We start from the raw sequence: 24,705 nt of genomic DNA, 5'->3' as shown, positions 1-24,705 counted from the left end.
CTACCGAGGACCGGCGGCTGAAAGGCGCTCCACCTCTTCGCTATGGCGTTATGGGACCAGACTACAAAGCTCCGGTCCACCAGGCAGGGGACCGGACGTCCGGTGCGTACGGCAAAGGGAGCGGCCCCCGGGCGTGGGAACCGCTCCCTTCACGTCGTCCTACTTGGCGCCCGCCGCGCCGCGGCGGATGCCCAGGCGCTCGACCAGCGCACGGAAGCGCGTGATGTCCTTCTTCGCCAGGTACTGCAGCAGGCGACGGCGCTGGCCGACGAGCAGCAGCAGACCACGGCGGGAGTGGTGGTCGTGCTTGTGGGTCTTGAGGTGCTCGGTCAGGTCCGAGATACGGCGGGACAGCATCGCGACCTGGACCTCGGGGGAGCCGGTGTCGCCCTCCTTGGTGGCGAACTCGGCCATGATCTGCTTCTTCGTGGCGGCGTCGAGCGACACGCGTACTCCTCTAGGAATCCATCGGGCCCGTGAGCGCCCCTGGATTTGCTTCACAGGGGGTCTTGGATGACTCAGCAGAGGCCGTCACCCAGAGTACCAGCTGAAAACAGCCCCCGACCGGGTGGTCGGGGGCCGTGCGGACGGGTGACCCCCTGTCGCGGGCGGGTCACCCGTACGAGGAGCTTTTCGTGGCCCCCTACGAGGAGCCGGTCAGACCGCGCACGGTGCCGTACACGTCCAGCACCGCCAGGCACAGCGGCACCAGCGACAGCAGGACGACGCCGTCGAAGATGTCGAAGACGCGGCCCCAGAAGGGGGTGACGCCCTTGCGCGGGACGATCAGGCCCACACCGACCAGGATGGCGGCGCCGGCCGCGATGCTGCCGGCGAACCAGACCGTACGGATGTTGAGCGGGCCGGAGTCGCCGAAGCGCACCAGGTCGGCGATGACGTCGACCGGCGGGTGCAGCGCGATGCCCAGGATGAGCAGGACGACCGTCAAGATGCCGGCGATCGTCAGGCAGGCGACCTGCGCGGTGTAGTCGAAGAGCCGGGCCCGCAGCGTGATCGTGATGCCGGCGGCCAGCGCCAGCAGCTGCGCCCAGCTGTTGTCGGAGAAGCCGAGGACGACACCGGCGGCGCCGACGACCAGCGCGGAGCAGCCGGCGACCAGGCCGAGCAGGAGTTCGTGGCCGCGCTTGGCCTGGTTGCCGATCTTGACGAAGTCGACGGACTCGGTCGCCGCGCCCGGCTCGCCGTCGTTGTGCGGACCGGCGGCGATCTGGTCGGGCGACTTGTAGCCGATGGGCAGCCGGGCGAAGCGCGAGGACAGGCCGGGCAGCCAGGCGACCACCGCGATGGCGACGACGGCGGTGACCGCGGCGGTCTCGCGCGGCTCGGCCTCGGTGAGGATGGCGGCGAAGACCGCGAGAGTGCCGATGGTGGCCAGGAAAGCGGCGGCCACGAAGGGCGCGTCGCCGCGCGGCAGCAGGACCACCAGCAGTACGGACGCGATCAGTACGGTCACGCAGCCGACCAGGAACTGCAGCCGGCCGGGGCCCTCGCCGTCGGCCACCGGCATGATCCCGGAACCGGCGATCAGCAGGTGCGGCAGCGACGCCAGGCCCAGGGCGATGGACGAGGCGTGGTCGTCGTAGACCCGGGCCCGCACGCCGGACAGGGCGACCAGGACGATGCCGGTGACGCCGGCGATGATGCCGGGCAGGCGGTGCATGTCGCGGTCGACCGGGTTCGAGAACCACAGGGCGAACGCCATCATGACGAGCAGGAGCACGCCGGCGGTGAGGCCGACGATGTTCATCAGGTCGTCGCTCCACCGGTTGCGGTTGCGCTTGACCGCGGAGGCGACGGCGTCCGAGACGTCGTCGAAGACCGGCAGCGGCAGCGACTCGGCGAACGGGCGCAGCAGGAGCAGGTCGCCGTCGAGGATGCGCTGCTGGGCGAGGGACTGGCCGGCGTCCAGGACGGTGCCGTCCCGGCGCACCAGGTGGTATCCGGTGGGGGCGCCCTCCGCCTGGGACTGGCCGGAGAGTCGCAGGATCTCCGGATAAATATCGACGAGTGCGACATCCTCCGGCAGTGCCACGTCGATCCGTGCGTCCGGCGCGGCGACTGTGACCCGGCAGAAGCCGGTGCCTGTAGTCGTGCTCACCTGGCGGTTCCCCCTATCCGTTGGGCAGTTTGTCGCGTGCGTGCCTTATATATAGGGGCGCCGCCACCGTGCCTTATATATAGGGACGTCGTTACGGGGCCTTGGGCGCGCTCGCGAGGCGTCAGCGTACCCCCCAATTAGGGCGCCGCCCCACCCGCCCCGGCACTTGACCGTTAACAGTAGGATCAACGCCTGCGTCGGGCCATGGACTTGGTCCGGGGGACCGTCGAACCAACGGGGGCGGTCCGAGACTGCGAGATGCATGAAGGACTGATGCCTCGGTGAGCGTTGTCATCGTCAAGCGCCCGCCCCGCGCGCTTCCACCTGATATCACCGGTGAGGAGTTGACGCTCGAAGCTCCGCCGGAGCTGCCTCGCGAAGGCGAGGACAACATGCTGATGAACCTCATGCCGATGATGGGCATGGCGGGTTCGGCGGGTTTCCTGTTCATGGGCACCCAGCCGTTCATGAAGATCATGGGCGGCGTGATGGTGGTTTCCACCCTCGCGATGGCTATTGTCCAGATCGTCAAGGCTCGCCAAGGGCCTTCCGGGCAAATGCTCCAGGAGCGCCAGGATTACCTCAAATACCTGGCACAGAAGCGAAAGGAAGTACGGCGCACCGCGCGTAAACAGCGTGACGCGCAGCTTTTCCTCCACCCCGATCCGGGGCAATTGTGGGCGGTCGTCGCCGAAGGCAAACGGGTGTGGGAACGCCGCCCGTCCGACCCCGACTTCGCGCAAGTACGGATGGGACTCGGCCCGCAGCAGCTGGCCACTCCCCTGAAGGCGCCGGAGACCGCGCCGGTCGACGAACTGGAACCGCTCACCGCGCACGCGATGAAGGAGTTCCTCGACAAGCACGGGCACCTGGACCAGCTGCCGCTCGCGGTCTCGCTGCGCGCCTTCTACCACCTGACGGTCTCGGGCGACCCCGACACCGTGTACGGGTCGGCGCGCGCCATCCTCGCGCAGCTGTGCACCCTGCACTCGCCGGAGGACCTGGTCGTCGCCGTGGTGGCGGCGCCGGGCGCGCAGGCCGAGTGGGAGTGGACCAAGTGGCTGCCGCACGTCCAGGACAAGACCACCGACGGCGCCGGCACCCGCCGGCTGGTCGTCGGTGACCTGGGCGAGATCGAGGAGCTGCTCGCCGAGGAGCTGGAGGGCCGCGGCCGCTTCAACCCGCAGGGCACGCCGGTCACCGACACCCCGCACGTGGTGGTCGTGCTGGACGCCGGCGAGGTGCCGATGGACTCGGTGATCGCCGGGGCCGAGGGCCTCCAGGGCGTGACGATCCTGGAGGTCGTACCGGGCGACCTGGACGAGATCCGGGGCGGACTGGCCGTGCAGGTGTGGCCGGGCAAGCTGGTGCTGGAGTCGGCGGGCGGCGCGGTCTACAACGGCACCGTGGACACCCTGTCGGTCTCCGAGGCGGAGTCGCTGGCCCGTCTGCTGGCACCGCTGCGGGCCGGTTCGGGCGCCGACGGCGAGGAGCCGCTGCTGTCCAACCTGGACTTCACGGACCTGATGAACATCGGCGACGCCGGTTCGGTGGACGTCTCGCGCACCTGGCGCCCGCGCACGCTGCACGAGCGGCTGCGCGTGCCGATCGGTGTCGACAAGGACGGCCAGCCCGTCATGCTCGACATCAAGGAGGCCTCCCAGGAGGGCATGGGCCCGCACGGCCTGTGCGTCGGCGCGACCGGTTCCGGCAAGTCCGAGGTGCTGCGCACCCTGGTGCTCGCCCTCGCGGTCACCCACTCCTCGGAGACGCTGAACTTCATCCTCGCGGACTTCAAGGGCGGCGCCACCTTCACCGGCATGTCCGACATGCCGCACGTCGCCGCGGTCATCACCAACCTGGCCGACGACGTCAGCCTGATCGACCGCATGCGCGACTCGATCACCGGTGAGCTGCAGCGCCGTCAGGAGCTGCTGCGTTCGGCGGGCAACTACGCCAACATCACCGACTACGAGAAGGCCCGCGCGGCCGGTGCCCCGCTGGACCCGCTGCCCTCGCTGGTGATGGTGCTCGACGAGTTCTCCGAGCTGCTGACCGCCAAGCCGGACTTCATCGACATGTTCATCCAGATCGGCCGGATCGGCCGTTCGATGGGTGTGCACATGCTGCTCGCCTCGCAGCGCCTCGAAGAGGGCAAGCTGCGCGGTCTGGACACCTTCCTGTCCTACCGGCTGGGTCTGCGGACGTTCTCCGCCGCCGAGTCCCGTACGGCGATCGGTGTGCCGGACGCGTACCACCTGCCCAACGTGCCGGGTTCCGGCATCCTGAAGTACGACACCGAGACGATGGTGCAGTTCAAGGCCGCGTACGTGTCGGGCCCGTACCGCGGTCCCGGCGCCGGCGGTGGCGGCGGTGGCAGCCGTACGAACCGGATGCCGGTGCCGTTCACGGCGTCGCCGGTGCTGGCGCCGATCGTCGAGGAGATCATCGCCGAGGAGCCGGCGCTCACCCAGCAGCAGGACGACGCGCTGGCCGACACCGTCCTGGACGTGATCGTCCAGCGGATGCAGGGCCAGGGCCCGCCGGCGCACCAGGTGTGGCTGCCGCCGCTGGACGAGTCGCCCACGGTCAACCAGCTGCTTCCGGCGCTCGCGGTCACGCCCGAGCGGGGCGTGCACGCCCCGGAGTACACGGCGCTCGGCAAGCTGGTCGTGCCGGTCGCGCTCGTGGACAAGCCGTTCGAGCAGCGGCGCGACGTGATGTACCTGGACTTCTCCGCGGGCGCCGGTCACGGCCTGGTCGTCGGTGGTCCGCAGTCCGGCAAGTCGACGCTGATCCGCTCCGCCATGGCGGGCTTCGCGCTCACCCACACCCCGTCCGAGGTGCAGTTCTACTGCCTCGACTTCGGTGGCGGCGGCATGCTGGCCCTGGAGCAGCTGCCGCACGTCGGCGGCGTCGCCTCCCGGCTGGACGCGGAGAAGGTCCGCCGTACGGTCGCCGAGGTCGTCGGCATCCTCAACGAGCGCGAGGAGTTCTTCCGCTCGAACTCCATCGACTCCATGGGGACCTACCGCCAGCGGCGCGCCGCCGGCGCGTTCCCGGACCAGAAGTGGGGCGATGTCTTCCTCGTCATCGACGGCTGGGGCACGTTCAAGACCGACTACGAGCAGCTCGACCCGGTCATACTGGACATCGCCAGCCGCGGTCTCGGCTTCGGCGTCCACCTGATCCTCGGCGCCTCCCGCTACACCGAGGTGCGGCCCGCCCTGCGCGACCAGCTCCTGAACCGTGTCGAGCTGCGGCTCGGCGACCCGATGGAGTCGGAGTTCGACCGCAAGCGCGCGGAGAACGTGCCGATGGGCCGCCCGGGCCGGGGCCTGTCCCCCGAGAAGCTGGACTACCTGGCGGCCCTGCCGCGGATCGACGGCGTCCAGGAGGCGGAGAGCCTCAGCGACGGCATGGCGCACCTGGTGGCCACCGTCAAGGAGCACTGGCAGGGCGAGCCCGCCCCGAAGGTGCGGATGCTGCCGACGCTGCTCCCGGCGAGCGACCTGCCCAAGGGCAGCGACTACCCGGAGCACGGCATCGCGATCGGTGTCGACGAGACCACGCTGTCGCCGGCGTTCATCGACTTCGAGACCGACCCGCTGCTGGTCATCTATGGCGAGAGCGAGTCCGGCAAGTCCTCGCTGCTGCGTCTGATCGCCAAGCAGATCGCGGAGCGCTACCCGTCGGACAAGGCCCTCATGGTCGTCTCCGACTACCGGCGCGCGCTGCTCGGCGAGATCCCCGAGAGCCACATGTACAAGTACTGTGCCGCGGGGCCGCAGTTGCAGGAGGTCATCACCGGGCTGGCCGGTTCGCTGGGCCGCCGGATGCCGGGCCCGGACGTCACGCCGGAGCAGCTGCGCAACCGCAGCTGGTACGACCTGCCGGACGCGTTCGTGATCGTGGACGACTACGACCTGGTGGCGACCAGCAGCGGCAACCCGCTCCAGCCGCTGCTGGAGTACCTGCCGTTCGCCCGTGACCTGGGCCTGCGCCTGATCCTGGCGCGCAGCTCCTCGGGGGCCGGACGGTCCTCCTTCGAGCCCGTGATGCAGCGGACGAAGGAACTCGGCGCCCAAGGGCTGATCCTGTCGGGCGACCCGGGCGAGGGTCCGCTGATGGGCAACATCAAGGCGACCAGCCTGACGCCGGGACGTGCGCACTTCATCACGCGCAAGCGCGGTGCGCAGCTGGTGCAGACCGGGTGGCTGCCGGCGCACAGCGGCTGACGGGCGGTCCGGCGCCGCGGTGGCGCCGGACGGGCCGGCTGAAAGCGGTGGGGCGCCTCTCCTTTGGGAGTGGCGCCTTGGCGCTTTTCTGGGGGGGGAGTGGGTGGATGAGGGGGGCCGGTCGACTGATCGGCTGGTCGGGCGGCTGGGTCGGCTGGGCTCGGGCTCAGCCGAAGGCGCCGTGGCGGCGGACGTCGGGGGGCGGGGGCTTGGGGTCTCCGGCCTCGGCGTCCTTGGGATGACGGCCCTTCTTGGCCTGGGTGCCCTCGGGGGTTCCGGCGGTCTCGGCGGCTTTGTCCTCGTTGCTCTTGTCGCTCTTGTTGCTCTTGCTTTCGGTACCGGGCCGGGCCTGGGCGCCGGTCGGCTTCTTGGCGTCCGGCGTCCTGGGGGTCGCCTCGGAGGCGTCTCCGGCGGCCTCTCCCGTACGTGCGCCCTTGGCCACGCCCGCGCCGCCCCCTGCGCCCTTCGGTCCGGCCTGCGGCGGCCCGAAGGGGTCGGGCCCCTGAGGCGCGCCGGAAGTCTCCCACCGCGCGGTCAGCGGAGGCCGCTGCCCCCGGCCGCCGCCCTTGCCGCGGAAGGCGCCGCCCAGCGACGTGGCGAGCTGGCCCAGGGCCATGAAGCCGTACGCGGTCTGCGTACCGGACGACTGGGAGTCGGACGACTGCGCGCCGTCGTTCTGGGAGGCGTCCGGTGCGGTGTCGTGCGCGCCGGAGCCCGCGCCCGCGTGCGCCCCCTTGTCCTGGGAGGCGGCGTTCTCCAGGTCGGCGGCGGCGAGTTCGAAGGCCGGCAGGGTCTCGTCGACGGACCGCTTGAGCCGGTGCCACTCCGCCGCGAACGCCTCACCCGCGGGGCCGTGCCAGTTGGCGGCAGCGGCCTTGCCCACCTGCCGGTCCAGGTCGCGCACCAGGCCGTCCAGGTGCTTTCCCATGTCCCGCCAGCCGGCCGCCGCCTCATGCAGGGCGTGGGGGTTGCGCTGCTCGGTCACTGGACACCCCGGATCGCCTTGACGCGTTCTTCCTCGGCCGTGTCCGTCGACACGGCGGTCTCCCGGAGGCCGCCGGCGACCTCCGTCAGCCGCTCCCGCAGCTGTTCCAGGGCGCGCTCGGCCTGCTCGTACAGCTCCAGGTACGGTCCGGCCGCCTCGTGTGAGCCGAACCCGTCGCACAGCGCCGCGGCGTCACTGCGCCGTCTGAAAACGGTCAGCTGACGGCCCAGGTCGTCCGCGGATATCTCGAACTTGGTACCGAGCTGGTGCAACTCCTCGGTACTGATCCGGACCTCGTCCGACATCTTTTCTCCCCGAATTGATTGGCGCGGCGCGAATGACGCGGCCCGAAAGCGGCGACGGCCCGCTGGACAAGTCCCCAGGTCTAGCACACCCGGATAGGGCTCGACCGGCGCGTCCGAAGCGGCGGGACGGCAGTACGGGGAGGGAAAAGGGACCAATATCCCGGAATGCCAACAAGCCTCCTTGAGCGCGCTTCCGACCCGTCATTAGACTCATGACGCCGGTGCAGCACACGCGGTTGCTGTACCACCGAGTTCACCGGGGGCAGAAGACATGAGCGGTACGTACGGCGCGGGCCATGAGCGGCAGATCCAGGACGCGGACCTGATGGACGTCGCCCAGGATCCGGAACAGGCGCACCGGCTGCGCAAGGCTTTGCAGACACTGGCCACCAATCCCAAGGTGGGCGGAAAGCTCCAGGAGATGGCCCAGGAGGTGCTTTCCGGGCGGATCGGCATGAAGGACGCCATCCAGTCCGAGGAGTACATGGGTGCCATCGGCGACCGGATGAACGAGATGCGGCGGGCCGCGGAGAACCAGACGCAGGCCGAGCGGGAGGCGTCCCGCGAGCAGTTCGCGAAGTGGCAGGCGCAGCAGGAGGCGAAGGAGGACCAGGAGCGCGCCGAGCGGGACGGGCCTTCGGGGTCCATCGTCACGGGGCCGCGGCGGGGCGGCCGGGGCGGATCGAGCCACCGGGACTGAGGACTGAGGCTGCGGGCCGGGGTACTGACGGCCGGGTTCTGGGCGCTGTTCGCCCTGTGGGATCGGCCTTTGGCGTCTTCGGTGCCATGCCTATCGGGGCCTGGCTCGGCCCCCTGTTGTCCCGCTGGCCCGCTCTCCCGTCCGGCGTTTGATCGTATTCACCGGTACGTGATCATCCGTTGACGGCGCATGCCCATTCTTGTCTGTACTTGCCTGCGCTTGTCTGCGCTCGCCTGTACTTGCCTGTACTTGCCTGTACTTGCCTGCGCTTGATGGGAACTTGACCGGCATTACTATCGTGCGCGATCGCGTGCCGGAGAAGCGCACGCGGGAGAGAGCGGAGCAAAATGCCACATATTCGGGTGCTCAGTAAGGGCGCGCGGATCACGGCAGGCGCCTTGTGCCTGCTTTTCCTCCTGCACACCCTGTACTGGCTCGGCCATGATCTTGTGACGCTCGGGCCCGGCACGGTGTGGGATGTGTGGACGGGAGGCGCTTCCGCCGTATTCGGCGGCGCCCCGATGGCCGCCTTTCCCGTCACGACTCCGTACGAGCTGGGCCTGGCCCTGCTGCAAGGCGCCGCCGTGGGCACCGCGTTCGCCGGGCGGCGGCCGGCCGGCGGCCTGCTCGCGGTGGCGACGGTGCTGACGCTCTCCCTGCGGGTGCAGGCCGTCGTCAGCACCGGCAGCCACACCTCGGCCAACCGCTGGTTCCTCGGCGCGGGCGACATCGACGACTCCACCCTCACGGCGGTCTTCCTCTCCGCGGGCGCGCTGGTGCCACTGGCCCTCGTCGCCGCCGTCGTCCTGCCCGCCGACATCCGGGCCTGGCCGCGCCCCGGCTCGGCGCCCGGCCTGCCTCCGGTACGCCCCGGCGGCCCCGCGGGCGCCGTGTCCGCGATCGTGCTGGGCGCGCTCACGCTCCTGTGGGTGAGCTGGATCTGCTACGCGCTGGGGCAGTCCCTCGACAGCGGGCCCGGGGCGTCGCTGGAGATCCTGTTCACCGGCCGCGGCGTGCTGCGGGCCATGCTCGGCATGGCATCCGGCTGGGCCTCGCTCACTTTCCTGCCGCTGTGCGCGGTCGGCGCGATCCTGGCCGCCACCCGCCGGGTCTCCGCCCGCGGCTTCGCCCTCGGGACGGCACTGGTCCTGCTGCCGGTCGCCTTCCTGGCCCTGGTCGGCTCGCTCCGTACCGGAACGCTCTTCGAGCTGGGCGACGTCGCACCGGGCGGCGCGCTGCTGGGGCGGGTGCAGATGCTGGTGGAGCTGGTCGGTTCGGTACTGATGCTGGTGCTGATGGGGCGGCCCGGGGTGCCGGTTCAGCCGGGGATGCCGGTACCGGGGTTTCCGGGGGTGCCCGGGCCGGGGGTGCCGGGCTTCGCGGTTCCTGGGCCCGGGGTGCCGGGGTTCTACACGCCCGGGCCTGTGGGGGCACCTGCGTACGGGCCGGTTCCCGGCGCCCCGGGGTATCAGGCGCCTCCTGGGTATCAGGCGCCGGGCGGCTTCCCGGCGCCCGGCGGATATCCGCCGCCACAGGGCGGCTTCGGGCCGCCGCCCGCGGGCTGACCTTGCTGACCTGGGCTTCTTCGGGCAGCGGTACCGGTGTCAGTGCCGGATCGTAGGATCAGCCAGAAGTCGAGGAAGCCGGGAAGCCGGCAGGCAGAAGGCGGAGAGCGGAAGGCGCGGGGCGGGGAACGGAAGGCGCGGGGCGGGGAACGGAGGGCGAAGGGCGGCAGGCGAGGAACGGAGTACGGGCAGCGCGGGAGTGCGGGCGGGCGGCGCTCACGGCGCGCGGGCATCGGAAACAGCACGGTCAGCAACGCGGTCCGGCCGGCACGCACACGCGGCGGTCCGCGACGGTGGAGGGCGAAGGGTCCATGGGGGACGAGGAATTCATGCACGCCTCGGGCGAGGAGCGCAGCGGTACGGGGGGTTATACGCCGCATCCGTACATCGGCGGCCGCACCGCCGTCCTGCGCGCGCTCGCCGCATGGCGGATGCAGTGGCCCGGCGCGCCCCGGGTCGTCGTACTCACCGGGAGCCCCGGCAGCGGGCGTTCGCACCTGGTGGCCGGCTTCCTCATGCTGTGCGACCCGGAGCACCGCAAGCGCCTGCCGCTGGACGACCTCGACCCGACGATCGTACCGCCCGACCTGCCCGCCCCCGCCGTGCCCGCTCCCGAGGGCCGTACCGCCGGACAGCTCCTGTGGACCCTCGCCGACCACTTCGGCCTGGCCGCCACCCGCAGCGCGGACATCGTCCCCGGGCTCGCCGCGGCTGCCGGCCCGGTGACGGTCGTCGTGCCGGACGTCGACCGGGCGGGACCGGTGCGGGCCGCCGACGAGCCCGCGCGTCTCGTACGGGACGTGCTGAAGCCGCTCGCGGAGACCGGCACGGTCCAGCTGCTCGCCGACGTGCCGCGGGCGCTGGCCGCCGAGGTGATCGCGGCGCTGCCGTCCGGCCATGGGCAGATCATCGACCTCGACGAGCCGCGCTGGGCCGATCCCGAGGGGCTGGTCCACCAGGTGGAGGCGGCGCTCTCCCCGGAGGCCGGCGCCCCGGCCCTGCCGTACACCGAAGACCCCGGGGCGCGCCGGGCGCTCGCCGAGGCCGTCGCGGAGCGCGCCGACGGCAGCCGGCTGACCGCGCAGCTCGCCGTGCGGTGTGTCCTGATGCGGCCGGAGGGCTTCGACCCGACCGACGGGTCGCACCTGCCGGGCAGCGTGGGTGAGGCGCTGGACCTGCACGCGCGGCGGCTGGGCGCCGACCCGCGGACGCTGCGGCTGATGCTGGCGCCGCTGGCGCTCGCCGAAGGGGACGGGCTGCCGCTCGGGCTGTGGGGGCCGCTGGCGTCCGCCGTCGCCGGGCGCGACCTGACCCGGGAGATCGCGGACGGGATGCTGCTGGCGGGGCCGTTCGTCGAAGCGGCCGGGGATGCCGACGATGGTGGCCGTAAGCTGCTGCGTCTCGTGCATCCCGGCGTCGCGGACGCGGTGCGCGCGGGGCTGGCCGACCCTCGCGACGCGCAGACACGTATCGCCATGGCGCTCCTGGAGGCGGTGCCGGAGCAGGACTGGTCCCGCGCCGACCCGTATGTCCGCGACCATCTCGCAGCGCACACACTGGCCGCCGGTCTACTCCCGCAACTGCTCACCGACCCGGGCCTGTTCGCACACGCCGACCCGGTCGCGCTGCGTACGGCGATCGAGGCCGTGCCGTACGAGACCCTGGGCGCTCCCGCCCGTACGTACCTGCGGACGGCGCCGCTGCTCACCCGCTCCCAGGCGTCCGTCGTCATGCGTGCGGCGCTCCTGGAGACGGCCTTCGTCGAGGACGGCCTCGGCCCGTACGCGGACGCGGTGCACGCACTTGGCCTCGGCCTGCCGTGGCGCACGCTGTGGAGCGTGCCGCTGCCCGGGGTCACGGGCGTGACGGTCGGCAGCCTGCCGCGGTCTCCCGCCGCCGAGGGCGCGGCCGGTACGGCACCGACCGGCACGGACCCGTCAACGACCGGCACGGACCCGTCGCTCGCCCCGCTGCCGGTCGCCGCGATCGTCGTCCCCGAAGGCCCCCCTGGCTCGCGTACTGCCCTCGCCGGGGCCACGACCGGGACCGGATCCGGGGCCGAACCCGGAGCCGGTGCGGCGTCCGGGGCCGCCGGCCCCGGGGCCGCATCGGGCCCCGGGGAAGCGGGCGGGCACGCCGTGCTCGTCCATCGGCTGCTGAGCCCTGGACTCGTGGACGCCGATCCGGCGCAGGTCCTGCGCCCCTCGGAGGATGTACGGGCAGCGGGGCCGCTCACGCTCAGCCGGGGCGCGGACTACGTCCGGGTCTGGGACCGGCAGCGTACGGAGGTGGTGGCCGCCCTCGTCAGCGACGTCCCCTTCACGGGCGCCGACCTCTCGCCCGAGGGCGTCCTGGTCGTCGCCACGGAGCGCGGCGTCAAGGCGTTGCAGATACCGCTGCCCGCGCCCCGGCCCGCCCCCGTACCCGCCTCGGCGCCCCGCTCCGCCCCCGTACCCGCCCCTGCTCCCCCTGCCGACACCCCCGCCGGTCCGCACGGCCGCGAAGGAGACCGCACGTGATCACCCAGGCGCAGGCCCAGGCCACCGCCGACCGCTGGCTCAACCCCGAGGGGCACCAGGGCCCGCCGCGCCAGGTCGGTATGGAGGAATTCGACCTCGGCTGGGTGGTGTGGGCGGTTCCGCCGCCGCCCGAGGTCGATCCGGCGACCGGCCGCCGGCGACCGCCGGCGGAGGTGGGCAACGCCTGTGGCGTCGTCGACCGGGCCGACGGCGAGCTGACGGTCTGGCCTTCCGTGCCGGTCGAGGAGGTCGTCCGGATGTACCGGCGGAAGCACGGCGCGGACAGCGGTACGGGCGACGGTGCGCACGTCGATGCGGGCAGCGGTACGGGCAGCGATGCGGACAGCGGTACGCCCGCGGCGGCGTCCGCCGGGCCGCCGGTCACCGGACCCGGCAACACCGCCGTCGCCACGTACGACGACCCGTCCAGCGGCGCGGAGACGAACCTGGTGCGCGTGTCACGCCCCGGTCTGCCGCCCGCCGAGTACCAGCTCTTCGACGAGCTGCGGCGCATCGGCGTCCGTGGCGAGGACGTACGCGCGGTCCACACCGACCTCCGCCCCGCGCTGTTCCCGGGCGGCTACACCGGCGACTTCGTCTTCCGCGCCTTCCCCAACGCCCGCTTCTCCTGCACCGAGGGGTACGGCGCGACGCCGGAGGAGCGCGCCGCGGGCGTCGCCGGTCTGCTGCGGCACGTCGAGATGATGCACCAGCTCTCGGGACAGCAGCCGCCGCCGCGCCCCCACCGGCTGCCGGTCCCGTCGCCCGACAGCGTGTCGCCGGCCGAGCCGGTACGGGACGTGGCACTCGGCAAGCAGCTCGCCGAGGCGTTCGGTCCGCAAGGAGTGTTCCGCCCGGACGCGGACGACATCGCGGGCACCCAGCTGCCCGAGGCCGCCAAGAAGACGCTGACCTGGGCCGGTCTGCCCGCGGAGGTCCCGTACTTCTTCACCGCCGACCAGGCGGGCCGGGCGCCGGCCGGCGGCCTGTTCACGGACGCGGCCACGCATCTGCGCGCGATCGGCACGGAGGCCTCCGAAGCGACGCTCGGCAACCTGGCGGGCCATGTCCGCATCGGGACGGACGGCGCCTACCTGGTCACCGTCCAGTGCACGGCGCCGGAGGAGAGCCGGGCGCTGATCGGCGCGGTGTGGGCGGTCCAGCCGTCCTCGGGCGGCGGCCGGTTCGTCAACGCCTCCCTCGCGGCGTTCCTGCGGTCCCTGGCCCTGCTGACGCTTACTCGGCAGCGGATGCGGGGCATGGACCCGCGGGCGGCGGGTGCGGCGGTCGCCGCCTTCCAGGAACAGCTGGTCGCGATCGACGCGTGGGCCCTGGACAGCGACAAGAACTGGTGGTCCCTGGTCGTCGAGCAGATGTGGCACGGGCTGTTCTGACGGGCTGTTCTGACGGGCTGATTTCTACCGGGCGCGTGGGGGTGTTGGGGGGCGTGTGAAGGTGTTCGGGGGCGTGCGGGGCGCGGCAGGGCCCCTCAGGGGAGCAGCAGCCAGTCGGCGGCGAGGGCCGCCGCCAGGCCCAGGCCGAGCAGCCAGGTGCCCAGCCGCGTACGTCCGTTGCGGCTCAGCTCGATCACGACCCCGCACAGGATCAGCGCGGCCCCGTACACCCCTACGACCAGGACCGACGTACGGCTCGCGAGGCGGATCACGAGTACGGCCGCCATCGCGGCCATCAGCACGGAGGCCAGAACGATCCGTACCTGCCGTGCCTGACGCGGCGTCAGGTTGACGCGGCGGGCGGGCAGGGGCTGTTCGTCGGCATCGGCGGCATCGGCGGGTGCGTCCATGAGCGGGAATGGTACGGGACGGCTGTTCGGGCCCGTACGGCTGCGTTCGCCTCCCCGGCCCTCGATTCCGGCTCTCCCGACTCTCCCGGCTCCCGGCTCCCGGCTCCCGGCTCCCGGCTCCCGGCTCCCGGCTAAGTGAAGAAGAGCACCGCGCCGGACAGCACCGCGCCGATCAGTCCCGCGGCCATCAGCCCGACCATCAGCGTCCGCAGCACGCCGGGGCCGACCGAACGCCACGCATCGTCGAAGGTCGGGGCGTTCCGGAAGCGGTAGCCGGTCACCGTGCAGAGCACGCCCAGGACGAGGACGACCAGTCCGCCGCAGAGGCACAGCACGCCGTTGGCCAGGCGGTTCCAGCTGTGCTGGACGTAGCTGGAGCGGCCGACCTGGCGCACCTCGATCAGGTCGCCCTCCTTGAACCGGTGCCAGGAGTCGACGCTGGCGTTCAGGTCCTTGGTCCGGCCGTCGTCCGACCGGAACGTGCCGTAGCACTGGATGTCCCGCGTACGGTTCCCCGAGTGCTGCTTGTTCGCGTAGTGGTAGTCCGTGGCGCACGCCTCCACGGTGATCTTGCCGGGGCTGCCGTCCACCCACACCGAGTACGGGCCCACGTAGACGCCGATCGCGATCAGCAGCAGCGCGGCCAGGAGAACGCCCACCCCGATCAGCCGCCCCAGACCGCGCTTCACCCCGTCCCCCACACCCGGCGCATCGCCCGCACTGGAGGCATGGGACGCGCCTGACCTGGTGTGTTCCGACTGTGCTGCCATGGTCAGCGATCCTTTCCAGGGGCGTGCGAAGGTGCAGGACGAACGATGCACGCGTCGGTATGCCGGTCATGCCGCGCGTACGGGGTGTACGTGCTTCCGCGATGTGCCGAGGTGTACGTGCTTCCGCGATGTGCCGAGCCTACGGCCCGGACGCACCCGCCCGGCCGGCCAGGCGGTCCGCAGCGTCACCCGTAATGCTGCAAAAAGAGGAAGACGGCTGCACCAAGGATGCCCACCCCGGTGGCGGACAGCAGCAGCGGGCGCAGCACCACCCCGCCGGGCAGTCCGCCCCCGCCGTCGCCGAACGGCCGTCCCCGGCGGGCGCCGAAGCCGGTGAGCAGGCAGAAAGTGCCCGCCGCGAGCATCGGCAGGGACACGGACACCCCGGCGGCCCGGCCCCACAGCTGCTCCCGGCCGGCGGCCACGTACGTTCTGCCGTCACCGCTCTGTACGGGGACCCGGGTGCCCGGCGGATACACCGTGTCGGGGTGGAACGCCCCGAAGGGATTGACCGCGCGGGCACCGTCGATGTCCCCATCGGTCCGGAACGTGCCCGTACAGCTGATCGTCCGGCTGCCGTGCCGGCCGCTGCCGCCGGCCGTGTAGCGCTCCCGGGCCCGGCTGAGCGAGCGGAGTGACGCGAGGGGCGCACGGCGCGCTGCCGTCGGCGGCATCAGACGATGCCGCCGACGAGCAGCGCCGCACCCGCGCAGAGAGCGGCCAGACCGCCGGCCCCGGCCAGTACGGCGCAGACCACCGTCCCGCCGGGCGCCCGGTGCCAGGCGTCCCAGAACCCCGGGCCGCGCCGTACGCCGAAGCCGGTGAGCAGGCAGAACACTCCGGCCACGAGCGCGCACACCGAGACGCAGACGATGTCCGGGCTCTGCCGGATCCACTCCTCGTCGATCATGACGAACGTGTAGTCCGTCTTCTGGACCGCCACCTGCTGGCCCGGGTCGAACTTGGCACCGGTCTCCACCGTCGCGTCCGCGACCGTGGCACCACCCCGGTCGTCCCGGAAGGTGCCGGTGCAGGTGACGACGGGCCGCGCGTGCCGGTGGCGGGACGAGCCGACGCGGTCGAAGTGTGCACGGCAGTCCTGGACGGTGAGCGTGCCACCGTCCCCCTTGTGGTCGTTCGGGTAACCCATGTCCTTGGCGGCCATCCCGCCGAAGAAGAGTCCGGCGAGGGCCGGACCGGCGCCTACGACCCTGCCCGCCGTGGACGGCAACCGGGTCGAGGAGCGCGTGCGCGGGGACGGCGAGCGCCTGCGGAAGAAGGGCTGCGGGGGCATGGAAGGACCGCGTTGCTGTGGAGGGCAGTGTCGGCCTGCTCGGCAGCCGTACGGCACACGCACGCACGCCACCCGGGGCGCGCGGCCTCTTGACCGGGCAGGTACCAAGACTTAACCATCTCTTTCCCCGTGCGCACCATTCCCTCCCGTCTCGCATTCCGGTCGTCGCCAACACCGCAGCACGGTCAATCCCCCCGAATTCGAGCCGCATTCGAGTGGATTCCACGCTCGCACGTGTTTCAACGAGCCCTCTGCGGCGCCCTGTTGAAACCCTTTTCGCAGCCGCTGTCCCTGTGGCGCGCAGGCCGCCTGTCAGGCGCCCGCCCGCTCGGGACCGCCTTGACATGCCTGCGTTAAGAACACATAAAGTGGTCACGCCGGGCCTGTCGAGAGACAAACACGCCGGGCGCGAATGACAGGGCAATGACGGGGGTCGTGATGGCGGACCAGGCATTCGACGTGGATCCTGAGGTGCTGCGCACACAGGGTCATGCGTTCGTGAACATCGGCACGGAGTTCGGCAAGGCCGCCAAGAAACTCAAGGACGACCTGGAGGGCCTCGGAAAGCCCTGGGAGGACGCCGACTTCGGCGCGGCCTTCGACGTCGTCTACACCCCGATCCGCGACGGCATGTTCACCTCCATGGATTCGCTGAGCGAACGCATCGAGGACATCGGCGACAAACTCCAGGGTATGGCGCGCACCTACACGGCCTCCGACGAAGAGGGCGTCCACGTCGTCAGTTCGGTTCCCCGCCCCGCCGTCTGAAGAACACCGCGGACCGTACGGCCATGAGCGCGGCCGTACACACGGCCGCATGCATGGCCGTACGCATGGCAGCGCGCACGGCCATGAGCACGATCACTCCAGCCGCACACGGCTGCAACCGCACGGGGGACGATCACTGTGTCACTGACACTGCCGAGCGAGGTCGCCTGGGTCCTCGGACTCCTCGGGTACGACTGGCCGCAGGCCGACGAGGACACGCTCTTCAAGTGCGCCGAGACCTGGCGCGCCTTCGCCGCGCAGGTCGAACAGGCAGCCTCCCAGGGCTCGTCGGCGGCGAACGAGGTGTTCGGGGCGAACACGGGTGAAGCCGTCGACGGATTCACCAAGGAATGGGGCGCCTTCTCCGGCAGCGCCGGCTCCGACCACTATCTGCGGGACGCGCAGATCGCCGCCGAGACCATCGCCCTGGCTTTCGACGCGGCCGCCATCGCCGTACTCACCGGCAAGATCGCCATCATCGCGCAGCTCGTCGTCCTCGCGGTCGAACTGATCGCCGCACAGGCGGCCGCTCCCTTCACGTTCGGATTGTCCGAAGCGGGTGCGGCGGGTGCCACACAAATCACCCGCGTCGCCGTCCGCGAGATTCTGAACAAGATCAAACAAGAGGTCGTCCAGGCCGTCACCAAGGCCATGGAACACGCGACGATGGACGCCATCAAGAAGCTGGCCAAGAAGGCGGTGTCCAAGGAATCCCGGCAGCTGGCCCTGGACTACGCCAAGAAGACGGTCAAGGACACGGTCAAGGAGACCGTCCAGGACAAGGTCGTCGAAGAAGGCAAGGGAAAGGCCACCGAAGCCGCCACGGAAATGGGGCAGAACATCGCCCAGCAGGGCATCGAGAACCATTTCGGTGCCCGGGACGGCATGGACTGGGGCGAGACCGCCGACATCGGCAAGGAAAAGGCCGGCGAATACGTCGACGGGCTCAAGGAGGGCGCCCAGAGCCTGGCCGACCCCCAGACGTACGTGGACCACGCCCGGGAAGACCTCACCAACCGCGGCCTCGACGCGGCCCAGAAACACGTGGACAACCGCACGGGAGGCGCCGCGACCCGCCACCAGGGCGTCACCGACGGGGCGAGGGATTCGGTGCAGTCCGTGTTCGGGTGAGGGCTCGGGGCGGGCGGGGAGTGCGCGGGGGTCGGAGGTGGCGGGAAGGGTGTGCGCGGCGTGGGCGCCGCTCGTCCCTATCCTCCGCTCGCCCTTTATTTACGCCACTTGCCCCCTGGGGCCGTTAGCCCTATGAGCCCACACCCTTCAGGGAGTCTCAGCCGAAAACAGCGCGAACATCCTCCGCGGCAGCGGACCGGCCCTCACCTCCATTCCCGCCACCACTACCTCCCTCTCCTCCCCCTCCTCCCCCACCTCCCTCTTCTCCTCCACTTCTCCTCCCCCGCTGAACGGCTTCCCTCGTCCTCGCCGCCACGGTATTGGTCCCCGCTTCCGTAGCGCCGTCGAGCAGCCGGTCACGATGGGTGGCGGGGTCGAGGAGACCGGCCAAGCCTCCCTCCCTCTCCCCCGGGCCACTCGGCGTGCCGACGACGTACTCACCGGCTTTGAACTCACCGTCTCGCACCGTGCCGAACTGCTTCGCGAACTCCTCCTTGGCGCCGTCCACCGTGTCGCCCAGATCGACGCCGGCGCGGGCGCCGAAATGGCTTTCGATCCCCTGCTGGACGATGTTCTGCCCTGCCCCCGTCACGATGCCGAAGGCCTTCTCCTTCGCGGGATCGGCCACGATGTCCCGTACGGCCTTCCGCGCATAATCCGTCGCGAAGTCCTTGACCTGATGCTTCACGAAGTCGGACGCGATCTCCCTGACACCCTTTTCCGCGGCGTCCGCCATCGCCTTGGTGACCGCTTCGACGACCTCCCGTTTCAGCGTGTCCAGGAGCCGGCGCACCACAAGACGGGTGGCCTGCGTCACCCCCAGTGCTCCGATCTCCGAAAGCCCGAAGGTGAAAGGCGCGGCGGCCTGCGCCGCGATCAGTTCGACGGCCAGCACCACGAGCTGCGCGACGACTTCGGCCTTCGCGGCGAACACCGCGGCCGCCGCCACCTCGAACGCGACACCGATCACCTGCGCCGCGATCCGCGCGTCGGTCAGGTACGAGCCCGGGCCGCCCGAGAAGTCCTCCCACTCGCCCGTGAAGCGACGCACCGCCTCGCCCGAATTGCCGCCGGCGACCTCCCGTACGGCGCTTCCGCCCTCCCCGTCGGCCCGCCCGACCTGCGCCGCGAACTCCAGCCAGGTCCGCCCGCACTCCATGAGCTTGTCCTCGTCCGCCTCGGGCCACTGGTACCCGAGCAGATCGAGCACCCATACGACCTCACTGGGCAGCGTCAGCGCCACGGCCGCCTCCTCGCCGGACGCCCGCCACCGTCACAGCCCCCGAGACGTCGGGTACGAGCACGACACCTGCCCGACGAGCTGCACGCTCTCCCTCTCAGCCGCCTCATACCTCCTCGCCATTTCCTGAAGGTTCTCCCCCATTCCCTCCATCCGCTTTCCGAGCGCATCCATGGACGCGAACATGCCGTCCCGGACCGGCTCGTACACCATGGCGAACGCCTCCGCGAACTCAGCGCCCCGCCACGGCGACCCCAGCCCCTGCAATGTGTCCCGGAGCCGCTTCGAAGCGCTCCCGAATTCCGTCCCGATACGGACGAACTCGCGGCCCTGACACCTGATCCCGTCCGCATCGACATCGAATGCCCTGTCCATCACACAGCCCCCACTCGAACAATCAACCAACGAAAGAGGCGGCGAAATAATCGCCCGCCCGATGAAGTGCCGTGAGCCTTCCACTCCACCGCAGGACCAGCAAACGACCGCCCGGCGAGCGCCTCTCCGCCCCGCCCCCTTCGCACGCCCGAACCAACCCCCCCCGCTCCCCCGCCACCCCACCGCCATGACAATCCGAAGAAACCTTTACCGGGCCACGGCCAAGCCCCTCCGGAGCCACGCCACACACCTCACCCCTCAGCGCCACCCGGCCATCCCCGCACAGTCACTCGCAAAAATCAGCCAGGCCCAGCCCAGCAACCGGCACGAACAGCGCACATCCACGTCAATATCAATCACCACTCATCCGGGCTAACAACGTGCACGCCGCTGACGGCCCGGTCCCCGGCCCTTCACCCACACGCGAAAGAGGGGCCCGCAACGAGCTGCGAGCCCCTCCTCCCATTACGCGACGCGGCTACTGCCCCGGCGACTGGGCAGGCGGAACCGGCGGGTAGGAACCGTAAGGGCCGGGCTGCTGCCCGTACGGGTTCGGCTGCTGTCCATACGAGCTGGGTTGCTGGCCATACGGACTTGGCTGCTGTCCATAAGGACTTGGCTGCTGATGCGGCCCGGCCTGGTGCGGCGGAAAGCCGACATGACCGCCGGGCCCTCCGAAACCACCGGGGCCACCAGGCGGCGGACCGCCGTTGTTCTTCTTGCGCCGCACCACGACGATGACGACCACCAGAGCCGCCACGAGCAGAACCAGCACCAGGCCGATGATGACGATCGGAGGAATACCGATCCCACTGCCGCCGGACGCCTTCTGCACACCGGCATCCCCAGCCGTGGCGCCGCCATTCTCCTCGGACGCCGACTCCTCGACTTCCGGAGCCTTGAGTGGTCCGTACTTGGATCCGGCCGGAATGTCCTGGGTCAGCGCACGGAACGGGCGGACGGTGCCGTAGCCGTACTTCGGACTCGGCGTGCTGATGTCCGACTTGCCGTTGGGGGTGATCGCGGTCCTCGTCAGCCGATTGGCCACCTGACCGGCGGTGAGATCCGGAAACTTGGACCGGACGAGCGCGGCCGCGGCGGACACGTAGGCCGCGGAATCGGACGTGCCGTCCGACTGCCGGTATTTCCCGTCGAGACCGGCTGAGTAGATGCCCTGCCCTGGGGCCAGAAGCCGCACGTGCTCACCGTAATTCGATTTGCGCCACACCTGCCCGTCCTTGGCCACCGCACCAACAGCCAGCACTCCCGGTGCGGCAGCGGGGTACTGAGGCGAGGAGGAGCTGTCATTCCCTGTAGCGGCCACGAGCAGCACGTCCTTCGACAGGGCGTAGCTGATCGCCTTCTTCTCGTCGAGGTCGATGGAGCCCGAACCGAACGACATGTTGACGACCTTGGCCCCCTGGTCAACCGCATACCGGAGCGGCTCCGCGAATCCCGAAGACGTCACGGCCGTCTCCGTACTGTCCGTCATGACCGGAAGTATCTTGGCGTCCGGCGCCAGACCCATGATTCCCGCAGAGCCATTGGCCCCGTGCCCGTGGCCGGCGATCATCGCCGCCATCGCGGTGCCGTGAGCATCCTGTGTCGGGTGGTCTGCTCTACCACCCGCGTGAGTGAAGCTCTTCCCTTGGAGGACATTCCCCTTCAGGTCGGGGTGGGCTGCGTCGACTCCACTGTCTATGACCCCCACGATCACATTCTTACCCGTGGAATGCCGGCGAATATCATCCGCGCCGAACGCGCCGAGCGCCCACTGCCCGTCCCTGATGTAATCCGCCGAAGCGGCTGGAGCGGTGCCGAAGAGCAACGCTCCTGCCACCACCGCGCCGCTCACCGCACGCAACGTCCGCGTGAACCTCATGCCGTACACCTCTCCCGAAACAAGACGGGTCCCACAGCCCGAGGACTGTGGGACCCATAGGACAAGGCTCCCGCGAAGAAGTATTCGGCAACGGAGCCTGCCCAAGCTCACACGTCTTCTACTGGCCCGGAGGCTGATTGGGCGGCGCCGGCGGCGGATAACCGCCGGGAGCACCGGACTGCTGGTAGGGACCGGACTGCTGGTACGGACCCTGCTGCTGATAGGGGCCGGGCTGCTGGTAGGGACCAGGCTGCTGCGGCGGGTAGTAACCCGGACCGCCAGGGCCACCGTAACCGCCACCAGGAGGCGGGCCGTTACGCTTCTTCTTCCTCTTCTTCACCAGGACGACAATCGTGGTGATGATCGCCAAGACAATGAGCGAGAAGGCCGCGACACCGAAGGCTGCCTTGGTGTTGCTGTTGTCTTTCTCTTCCTCCCAGCGGCGGTCCTCGGCCGCACTGCCGTTGGAAGGCTGCTCCTGCCCCTGGGCCGTGGGCGCCTTGAGAGGGCCGTTCTTCGGCCCGGCGGGGATGTCCTTGGTGAGGGCGTCATAGGGACGGATGACGCCGTAACCGTAGTACGCGTCCGGAGCCGTTCCCGAAGCCGCAGACGGGAACTGCGCAGTTTTGGTGAGCCGATTCGCCACCTGGCCTGCGGTCAGGTCCGGGTACTTGGACCTGAGAAGAGCCGCCGCAGCCGACACGAACGCAGTCGCGTCCGACGTACCGCGGGTGTACTGATACGGCTGGCTGGCGGCTGCCGAACGAATATTCCTGCCCGGGGCGCTCAGGAGAAGGTGCGGCCCGTAATTCGAATGATCCCAGACCTTCCCTTCCTGGTTCACCGCCCCGACAGCCAACACGCCTGGCTCTGCCGCCGGATAGTAACTGTAGCTCGACCCGTTGTTCCCGGACCCGGCAACCAGCAAAACATCTTTGGAGGCCGCGTAAGCGACTGCCTGCTTCTCGTCGTCCCGGAGTGAACCCACGCCGGCGAACGACATGTTCACCACTTTGGCGCCCTGGTCTACCGCGTACCGCAACGGTTCAGCCATGCTGTTGCTAAGGGTGTTGCCATCCGAGTCCCAGGTCTTAATGGGCAGGATCTTTGCGTCGGGAGCTAGGCCTTTGACCCCTTGACTGCCGCCGCTCCCGTGCCCGTGGCCAGCGATGATGGAAGCCATGCCCGTGCCGTGATTGTTCCGGGTTTCATGGTCAGCCGGGTCTCCGCTGGAGAAATTTTTTCCGGGCAGCACGTTTCCCGTCAGGTCCGGGTGACTCCCGTTCACGCCATTGTCGATGACAGCGACAGTGACGCCTTTCCCTGTGGACTGCGACCATGCCTGGTTCGCACTCAGATAATCGAGAGCCCACTGATCGTCTCTGACCTGGTCTGCCGAAGCAGCCGACGCGGTGCCGAAGAGCAGCGCTCCCACCACCACCGCGCCGCTCACCGCACGCAACGTCCGCGTGAACCTCATGCCGTACACCTCTCCCGAAACAAGACGGGTCCCACAGCCCGAGGACTGTGGGACCCATAGGACAAGGCTCCCGCGAAGAAGTATTCGGCGACGGAGCCTGCCCAAGCTCACACGTCTTCTACTGGCCCGGAGGCTGATTGGGCGGCGCCGGCGGCGGATAACCGCCGGGAGCACCGGACTGCTGGTAGGGACCGGACTGCTGATACGGGCCCTGCTGCTGATACGGGCCAGACTGCGGCGGGTAGTAACCCGCACCGCCAGGGCCGCCGTAACCGCCACCAGGAGGCGGCCCGTTACGCTTCTTCTTCCTCTTCTTCACCAGGACGACAATCGTGGTGATGATCGCCAAGACAATGAGCGAGAAGGCCGCAATACCGAAAGCTGCCTTGGTGTTGCTGTTGTCTTTCTCTTCCTCCCAGCGGCGGTCCTCGGCCGCACTGCCGTTGGAAGGCTGCTCCTGACCCTGGGCCGTGGGCGCCTTGAGCGGGCCGTTCTTCGAGCCAGCGGGAATGTTCTGGGTCAGGGCTTCGTATGGGCGGACGACTCCGTAACCATAATGAGAGTCCGGCCCCTCACCTGCTGTACCCCCCGTTGGCATCTGTGCGGACTTGACCAACCTGTTAGCCACCTGCCCCGCTGTAAGGTCAGGGAACTTGGCGCGGACCAGCGCGGCAGCACCAGATACGTAGGCCGCAGCGTCGGAGGTACCGCTCGCCAGTCGATAGGGCTTGGTCGCTGCTGCGGAACGGATCACTTCACCGGGCGCTGACAGGAGTACGTGGGGACCGTAGTTGGAGTCTTCCCAGATTTTCCGGTTCTCCCCCACGGCTCCCACAGCGAGGACCCCCGGTGCGGCCGCTGGGTAGTTGGGGTTCGCCGAGCCATCGTTGCCCGAGCTGGCCACCAAGAGGACATCGTGTTGCACGGCGTAGGCAATGGCGGCATTGTCGGCATCCGTGCCGTCGCCGATGCCGCCAATCGACATGTTGACGATCTTCGCCCCGTGATCGACTGCGTAGCGCAGCGGCTCGGCAAAGGAGGAGCCGTACGTATCGCCTTCGGAGTCCGAGTGCTTGAGCGGCAAGATCTTGGCGCCGGGGGCGATTCCCATGACGCCCTGCGAGTTTCCGGGGCCGTGCCCGTGACCGGCAATCAGCGAGGCCATCGAAGTGCCGTGATTGTTCTTGGTCTCTTGGTCAGCAGGGTCACCTGAGGCGAAATTCTTGCCCGGTAGGACATTGCCTTTCAGGTCCGGGTGACTGCCGTTCACGCCACTGTCGATCACAGCGACAGTGATGCCCTTACCAGTGGACTGCTGCCACGCCTTCTCGACATCAAGAGAGCGAAGAGCCCACTGATCATTACGGATCCCGTCCGCCGAAGCAGCTGGCGCAGTGCCGAAGAGCAGCGCTCCCACCACCGCCGCGCCGCTCACCGCACGCAGCGTTCGCGTGAAGCTCATGCCGTACACCTCTCCTCTGCAGGACGGGGCCCACAGCCCTAGGACTGCGGGCCCCGTCTTGGTTCCGC

Annotated in this window: 20 protein-coding genes; 7 read left to right on the top strand and 13 right to left on the bottom strand. The window is 70.0% G+C overall.

The genetic code is table 11. The features are described 5' to 3' along the window. Nucleotides 1-159: 159 nt before the first annotated feature. Both rpsO and eccD read right to left on the bottom strand, forming a co-directional pair. Nucleotides 160-447: a 30S ribosomal protein S15 gene (gene rpsO / locus JXZ78_RS36590; protein WP_006602744.1), complete on the bottom strand. Its 288-nt coding sequence runs from the start codon at nt 445-447 to the stop codon at nt 160-162. 196 nt (nt 448-643) lie between these two features. Then, complete coding sequence (gene eccD, locus JXZ78_RS36585; RefSeq protein ID WP_030023048.1) at nt 644-2,119, bottom strand: type VII secretion integral membrane protein EccD; 1,476 nt, start codon at nt 2,117-2,119, stop codon at nt 644-646. 281 nt (nt 2,120-2,400) lie between these two features. Between eccD and JXZ78_RS36580 the strand changes: the two genes are divergently transcribed. Next, nucleotides 2,401-6,357, top strand: coding sequence for a type VII secretion protein EccC (locus JXZ78_RS36580; protein WP_030023047.1), 3,957 nt, complete (start codon nt 2,401-2,403; stop codon nt 6,355-6,357). A gap of 166 nt (nt 6,358-6,523) precedes the next feature. Here JXZ78_RS36580 and JXZ78_RS36575 read toward each other — a convergent pair whose 3' ends face one another. Then, on the bottom strand, nt 6,524-7,342 hold the full coding sequence (locus JXZ78_RS36575) for a WXG100 family type VII secretion target (protein WP_030023046.1): 819 nt from the start codon (nt 7,340-7,342) through the stop codon (nt 6,524-6,526). Then, on the bottom strand, nt 7,339-7,647 hold the full coding sequence (locus JXZ78_RS36570) for a hypothetical protein (RefSeq protein WP_030023045.1): 309 nt from the start codon (nt 7,645-7,647) through the stop codon (nt 7,339-7,341). Before JXZ78_RS36570 ends, JXZ78_RS36575 begins: the two co-directional genes overlap by 4 nt. Before the next feature lie 271 nt (nt 7,648-7,918). On the opposite strand from JXZ78_RS36570, the gene JXZ78_RS36565 reads away from it, so the two are divergent. The 4 genes from JXZ78_RS36565 to JXZ78_RS36550 all read left to right on the top strand — a co-directional run bounded on the left by JXZ78_RS36565 (nt 7,919) and on the right by JXZ78_RS36550 (nt 13,825). Next, a complete protein-coding gene (locus JXZ78_RS36565; RefSeq protein ID WP_030023044.1) occupies nt 7,919-8,347 on the top strand; it encodes a hypothetical protein in 429 nt (142 codons plus the stop codon). Nucleotides 8,348-8,709: 362 nt separating this feature from the next. Next, nucleotides 8,710-9,912 carry a hypothetical protein gene (locus JXZ78_RS36560; RefSeq protein ID WP_050502856.1) on the top strand — a complete coding sequence of 401 codons (1,203 nt, stop codon included), beginning with the start codon at nt 8,710-8,712 and terminating at the stop codon, nt 9,910-9,912. A gap of 311 nt (nt 9,913-10,223) precedes the next feature. Continuing rightward, entirely contained in the window at nt 10,224-12,431 is a 2,208-nt protein-coding gene (locus JXZ78_RS40535) for a hypothetical protein (RefSeq protein ID WP_030023040.1), read from the top strand. After that, nucleotides 12,428-13,825: an SUKH-4 family immunity protein gene (locus JXZ78_RS36550; RefSeq protein WP_030023037.1), complete on the top strand. Its 1,398-nt coding sequence runs from the start codon at nt 12,428-12,430 to the stop codon at nt 13,823-13,825. The genes JXZ78_RS40535 and JXZ78_RS36550 overlap by 4 nt, the downstream gene beginning before the upstream one ends. A gap of 95 nt (nt 13,826-13,920) precedes the next feature. Here the strand turns inward: JXZ78_RS36550 and JXZ78_RS36545 are convergent, their stop codons facing one another. From JXZ78_RS36545 to JXZ78_RS36530, 4 genes are all read right to left on the bottom strand, one after another. Continuing rightward, nucleotides 13,921-14,235 (bottom strand): hypothetical protein, encoded by a 315-nt coding sequence (locus JXZ78_RS36545; protein WP_030023036.1) that lies wholly within the window; start codon nt 14,233-14,235, stop codon nt 13,921-13,923. A gap of 131 nt (nt 14,236-14,366) precedes the next feature. Beyond that, nucleotides 14,367-15,005, bottom strand: a complete 639-nt coding sequence (locus JXZ78_RS36540) for a hypothetical protein (protein ID WP_157851708.1) — start codon at nt 15,003-15,005, stop codon at nt 14,367-14,369. 185 nt (nt 15,006-15,190) lie between these two features. Continuing rightward, nucleotides 15,191-15,679: a hypothetical protein gene (locus JXZ78_RS36535; RefSeq protein WP_030023034.1), complete on the bottom strand. Its 489-nt coding sequence runs from the start codon at nt 15,677-15,679 to the stop codon at nt 15,191-15,193. Continuing rightward, nucleotides 15,679-16,299 (bottom strand): hypothetical protein, encoded by a 621-nt coding sequence (locus JXZ78_RS36530; RefSeq protein ID WP_157851707.1) that lies wholly within the window; start codon nt 16,297-16,299, stop codon nt 15,679-15,681. The genes JXZ78_RS36535 and JXZ78_RS36530 overlap by 1 nt, the downstream gene beginning before the upstream one ends. Nucleotides 16,300-16,722: 423 nt before the next feature. Here JXZ78_RS36530 and JXZ78_RS36525 point away from each other — a divergent pair, with 423 nt between their 5' ends. Further along, nucleotides 16,723-17,067 carry a WXG100 family type VII secretion target gene (locus JXZ78_RS36525; RefSeq protein WP_238783628.1) on the top strand — a complete coding sequence of 115 codons (345 nt, stop codon included), beginning with the start codon at nt 16,723-16,725 and terminating at the stop codon, nt 17,065-17,067. Nucleotides 17,068-17,205: 138 nt separating this feature from the next. After that, nucleotides 17,206-18,198 carry a WXG100-like domain-containing protein gene (locus JXZ78_RS36520; protein WP_030023031.1) on the top strand — a complete coding sequence of 331 codons (993 nt, stop codon included), beginning with the start codon at nt 17,206-17,208 and terminating at the stop codon, nt 18,196-18,198. A 157-nt stretch (nt 18,199-18,355) separates the two neighbouring features. Here the strand turns inward: JXZ78_RS36520 and JXZ78_RS36515 are convergent, their stop codons facing one another. The 5 genes from JXZ78_RS36515 to mycP (JXZ78_RS36495) form a co-directional block, all read right to left on the bottom strand. After that, complete coding sequence (locus JXZ78_RS36515) at nt 18,356-19,441, bottom strand: WXG100-like domain-containing protein (RefSeq protein ID WP_050502855.1); 1,086 nt, start codon at nt 19,439-19,441, stop codon at nt 18,356-18,358. A 30-nt stretch (nt 19,442-19,471) separates the two neighbouring features. After that, the gene (locus tag JXZ78_RS36510) at nt 19,472-19,813 is read right to left on the bottom strand and encodes a WXG100 family type VII secretion target (protein ID WP_030023028.1); all 342 of its coding nucleotides are present in this window, start codon (nt 19,811-19,813) and stop codon (nt 19,472-19,474) included. A 478-nt stretch (nt 19,814-20,291) separates the two neighbouring features. After that, nucleotides 20,292-21,695: a S8 family peptidase gene (locus tag JXZ78_RS36505; protein ID WP_238783627.1), complete on the bottom strand. Its 1,404-nt coding sequence runs from the start codon at nt 21,693-21,695 to the stop codon at nt 20,292-20,294. 118 nt (nt 21,696-21,813) lie between these two features. Next, nucleotides 21,814-23,175 (bottom strand): type VII secretion-associated serine protease mycosin, encoded by a 1,362-nt coding sequence (gene mycP / locus JXZ78_RS36500; RefSeq protein WP_238783626.1) that lies wholly within the window; start codon nt 23,173-23,175, stop codon nt 21,814-21,816. Between the two features lie 118 nt (nt 23,176-23,293). Then, complete coding sequence (gene mycP, locus JXZ78_RS36495; protein WP_238783625.1) at nt 23,294-24,637, bottom strand: type VII secretion-associated serine protease mycosin; 1,344 nt, start codon at nt 24,635-24,637, stop codon at nt 23,294-23,296. Nucleotides 24,638-24,705 lie beyond the last annotated feature (68 nt).

It is taken from the genome of Streptomyces monomycini (genome assembly GCF_022271435.1).
Classification (GTDB): Bacteria; Actinomycetota; Actinomycetes; order Streptomycetales; family Streptomycetaceae; genus Streptomyces; species Streptomyces monomycini.
This window is presented reverse-complemented; position numbering and strand designations above follow the sequence as displayed.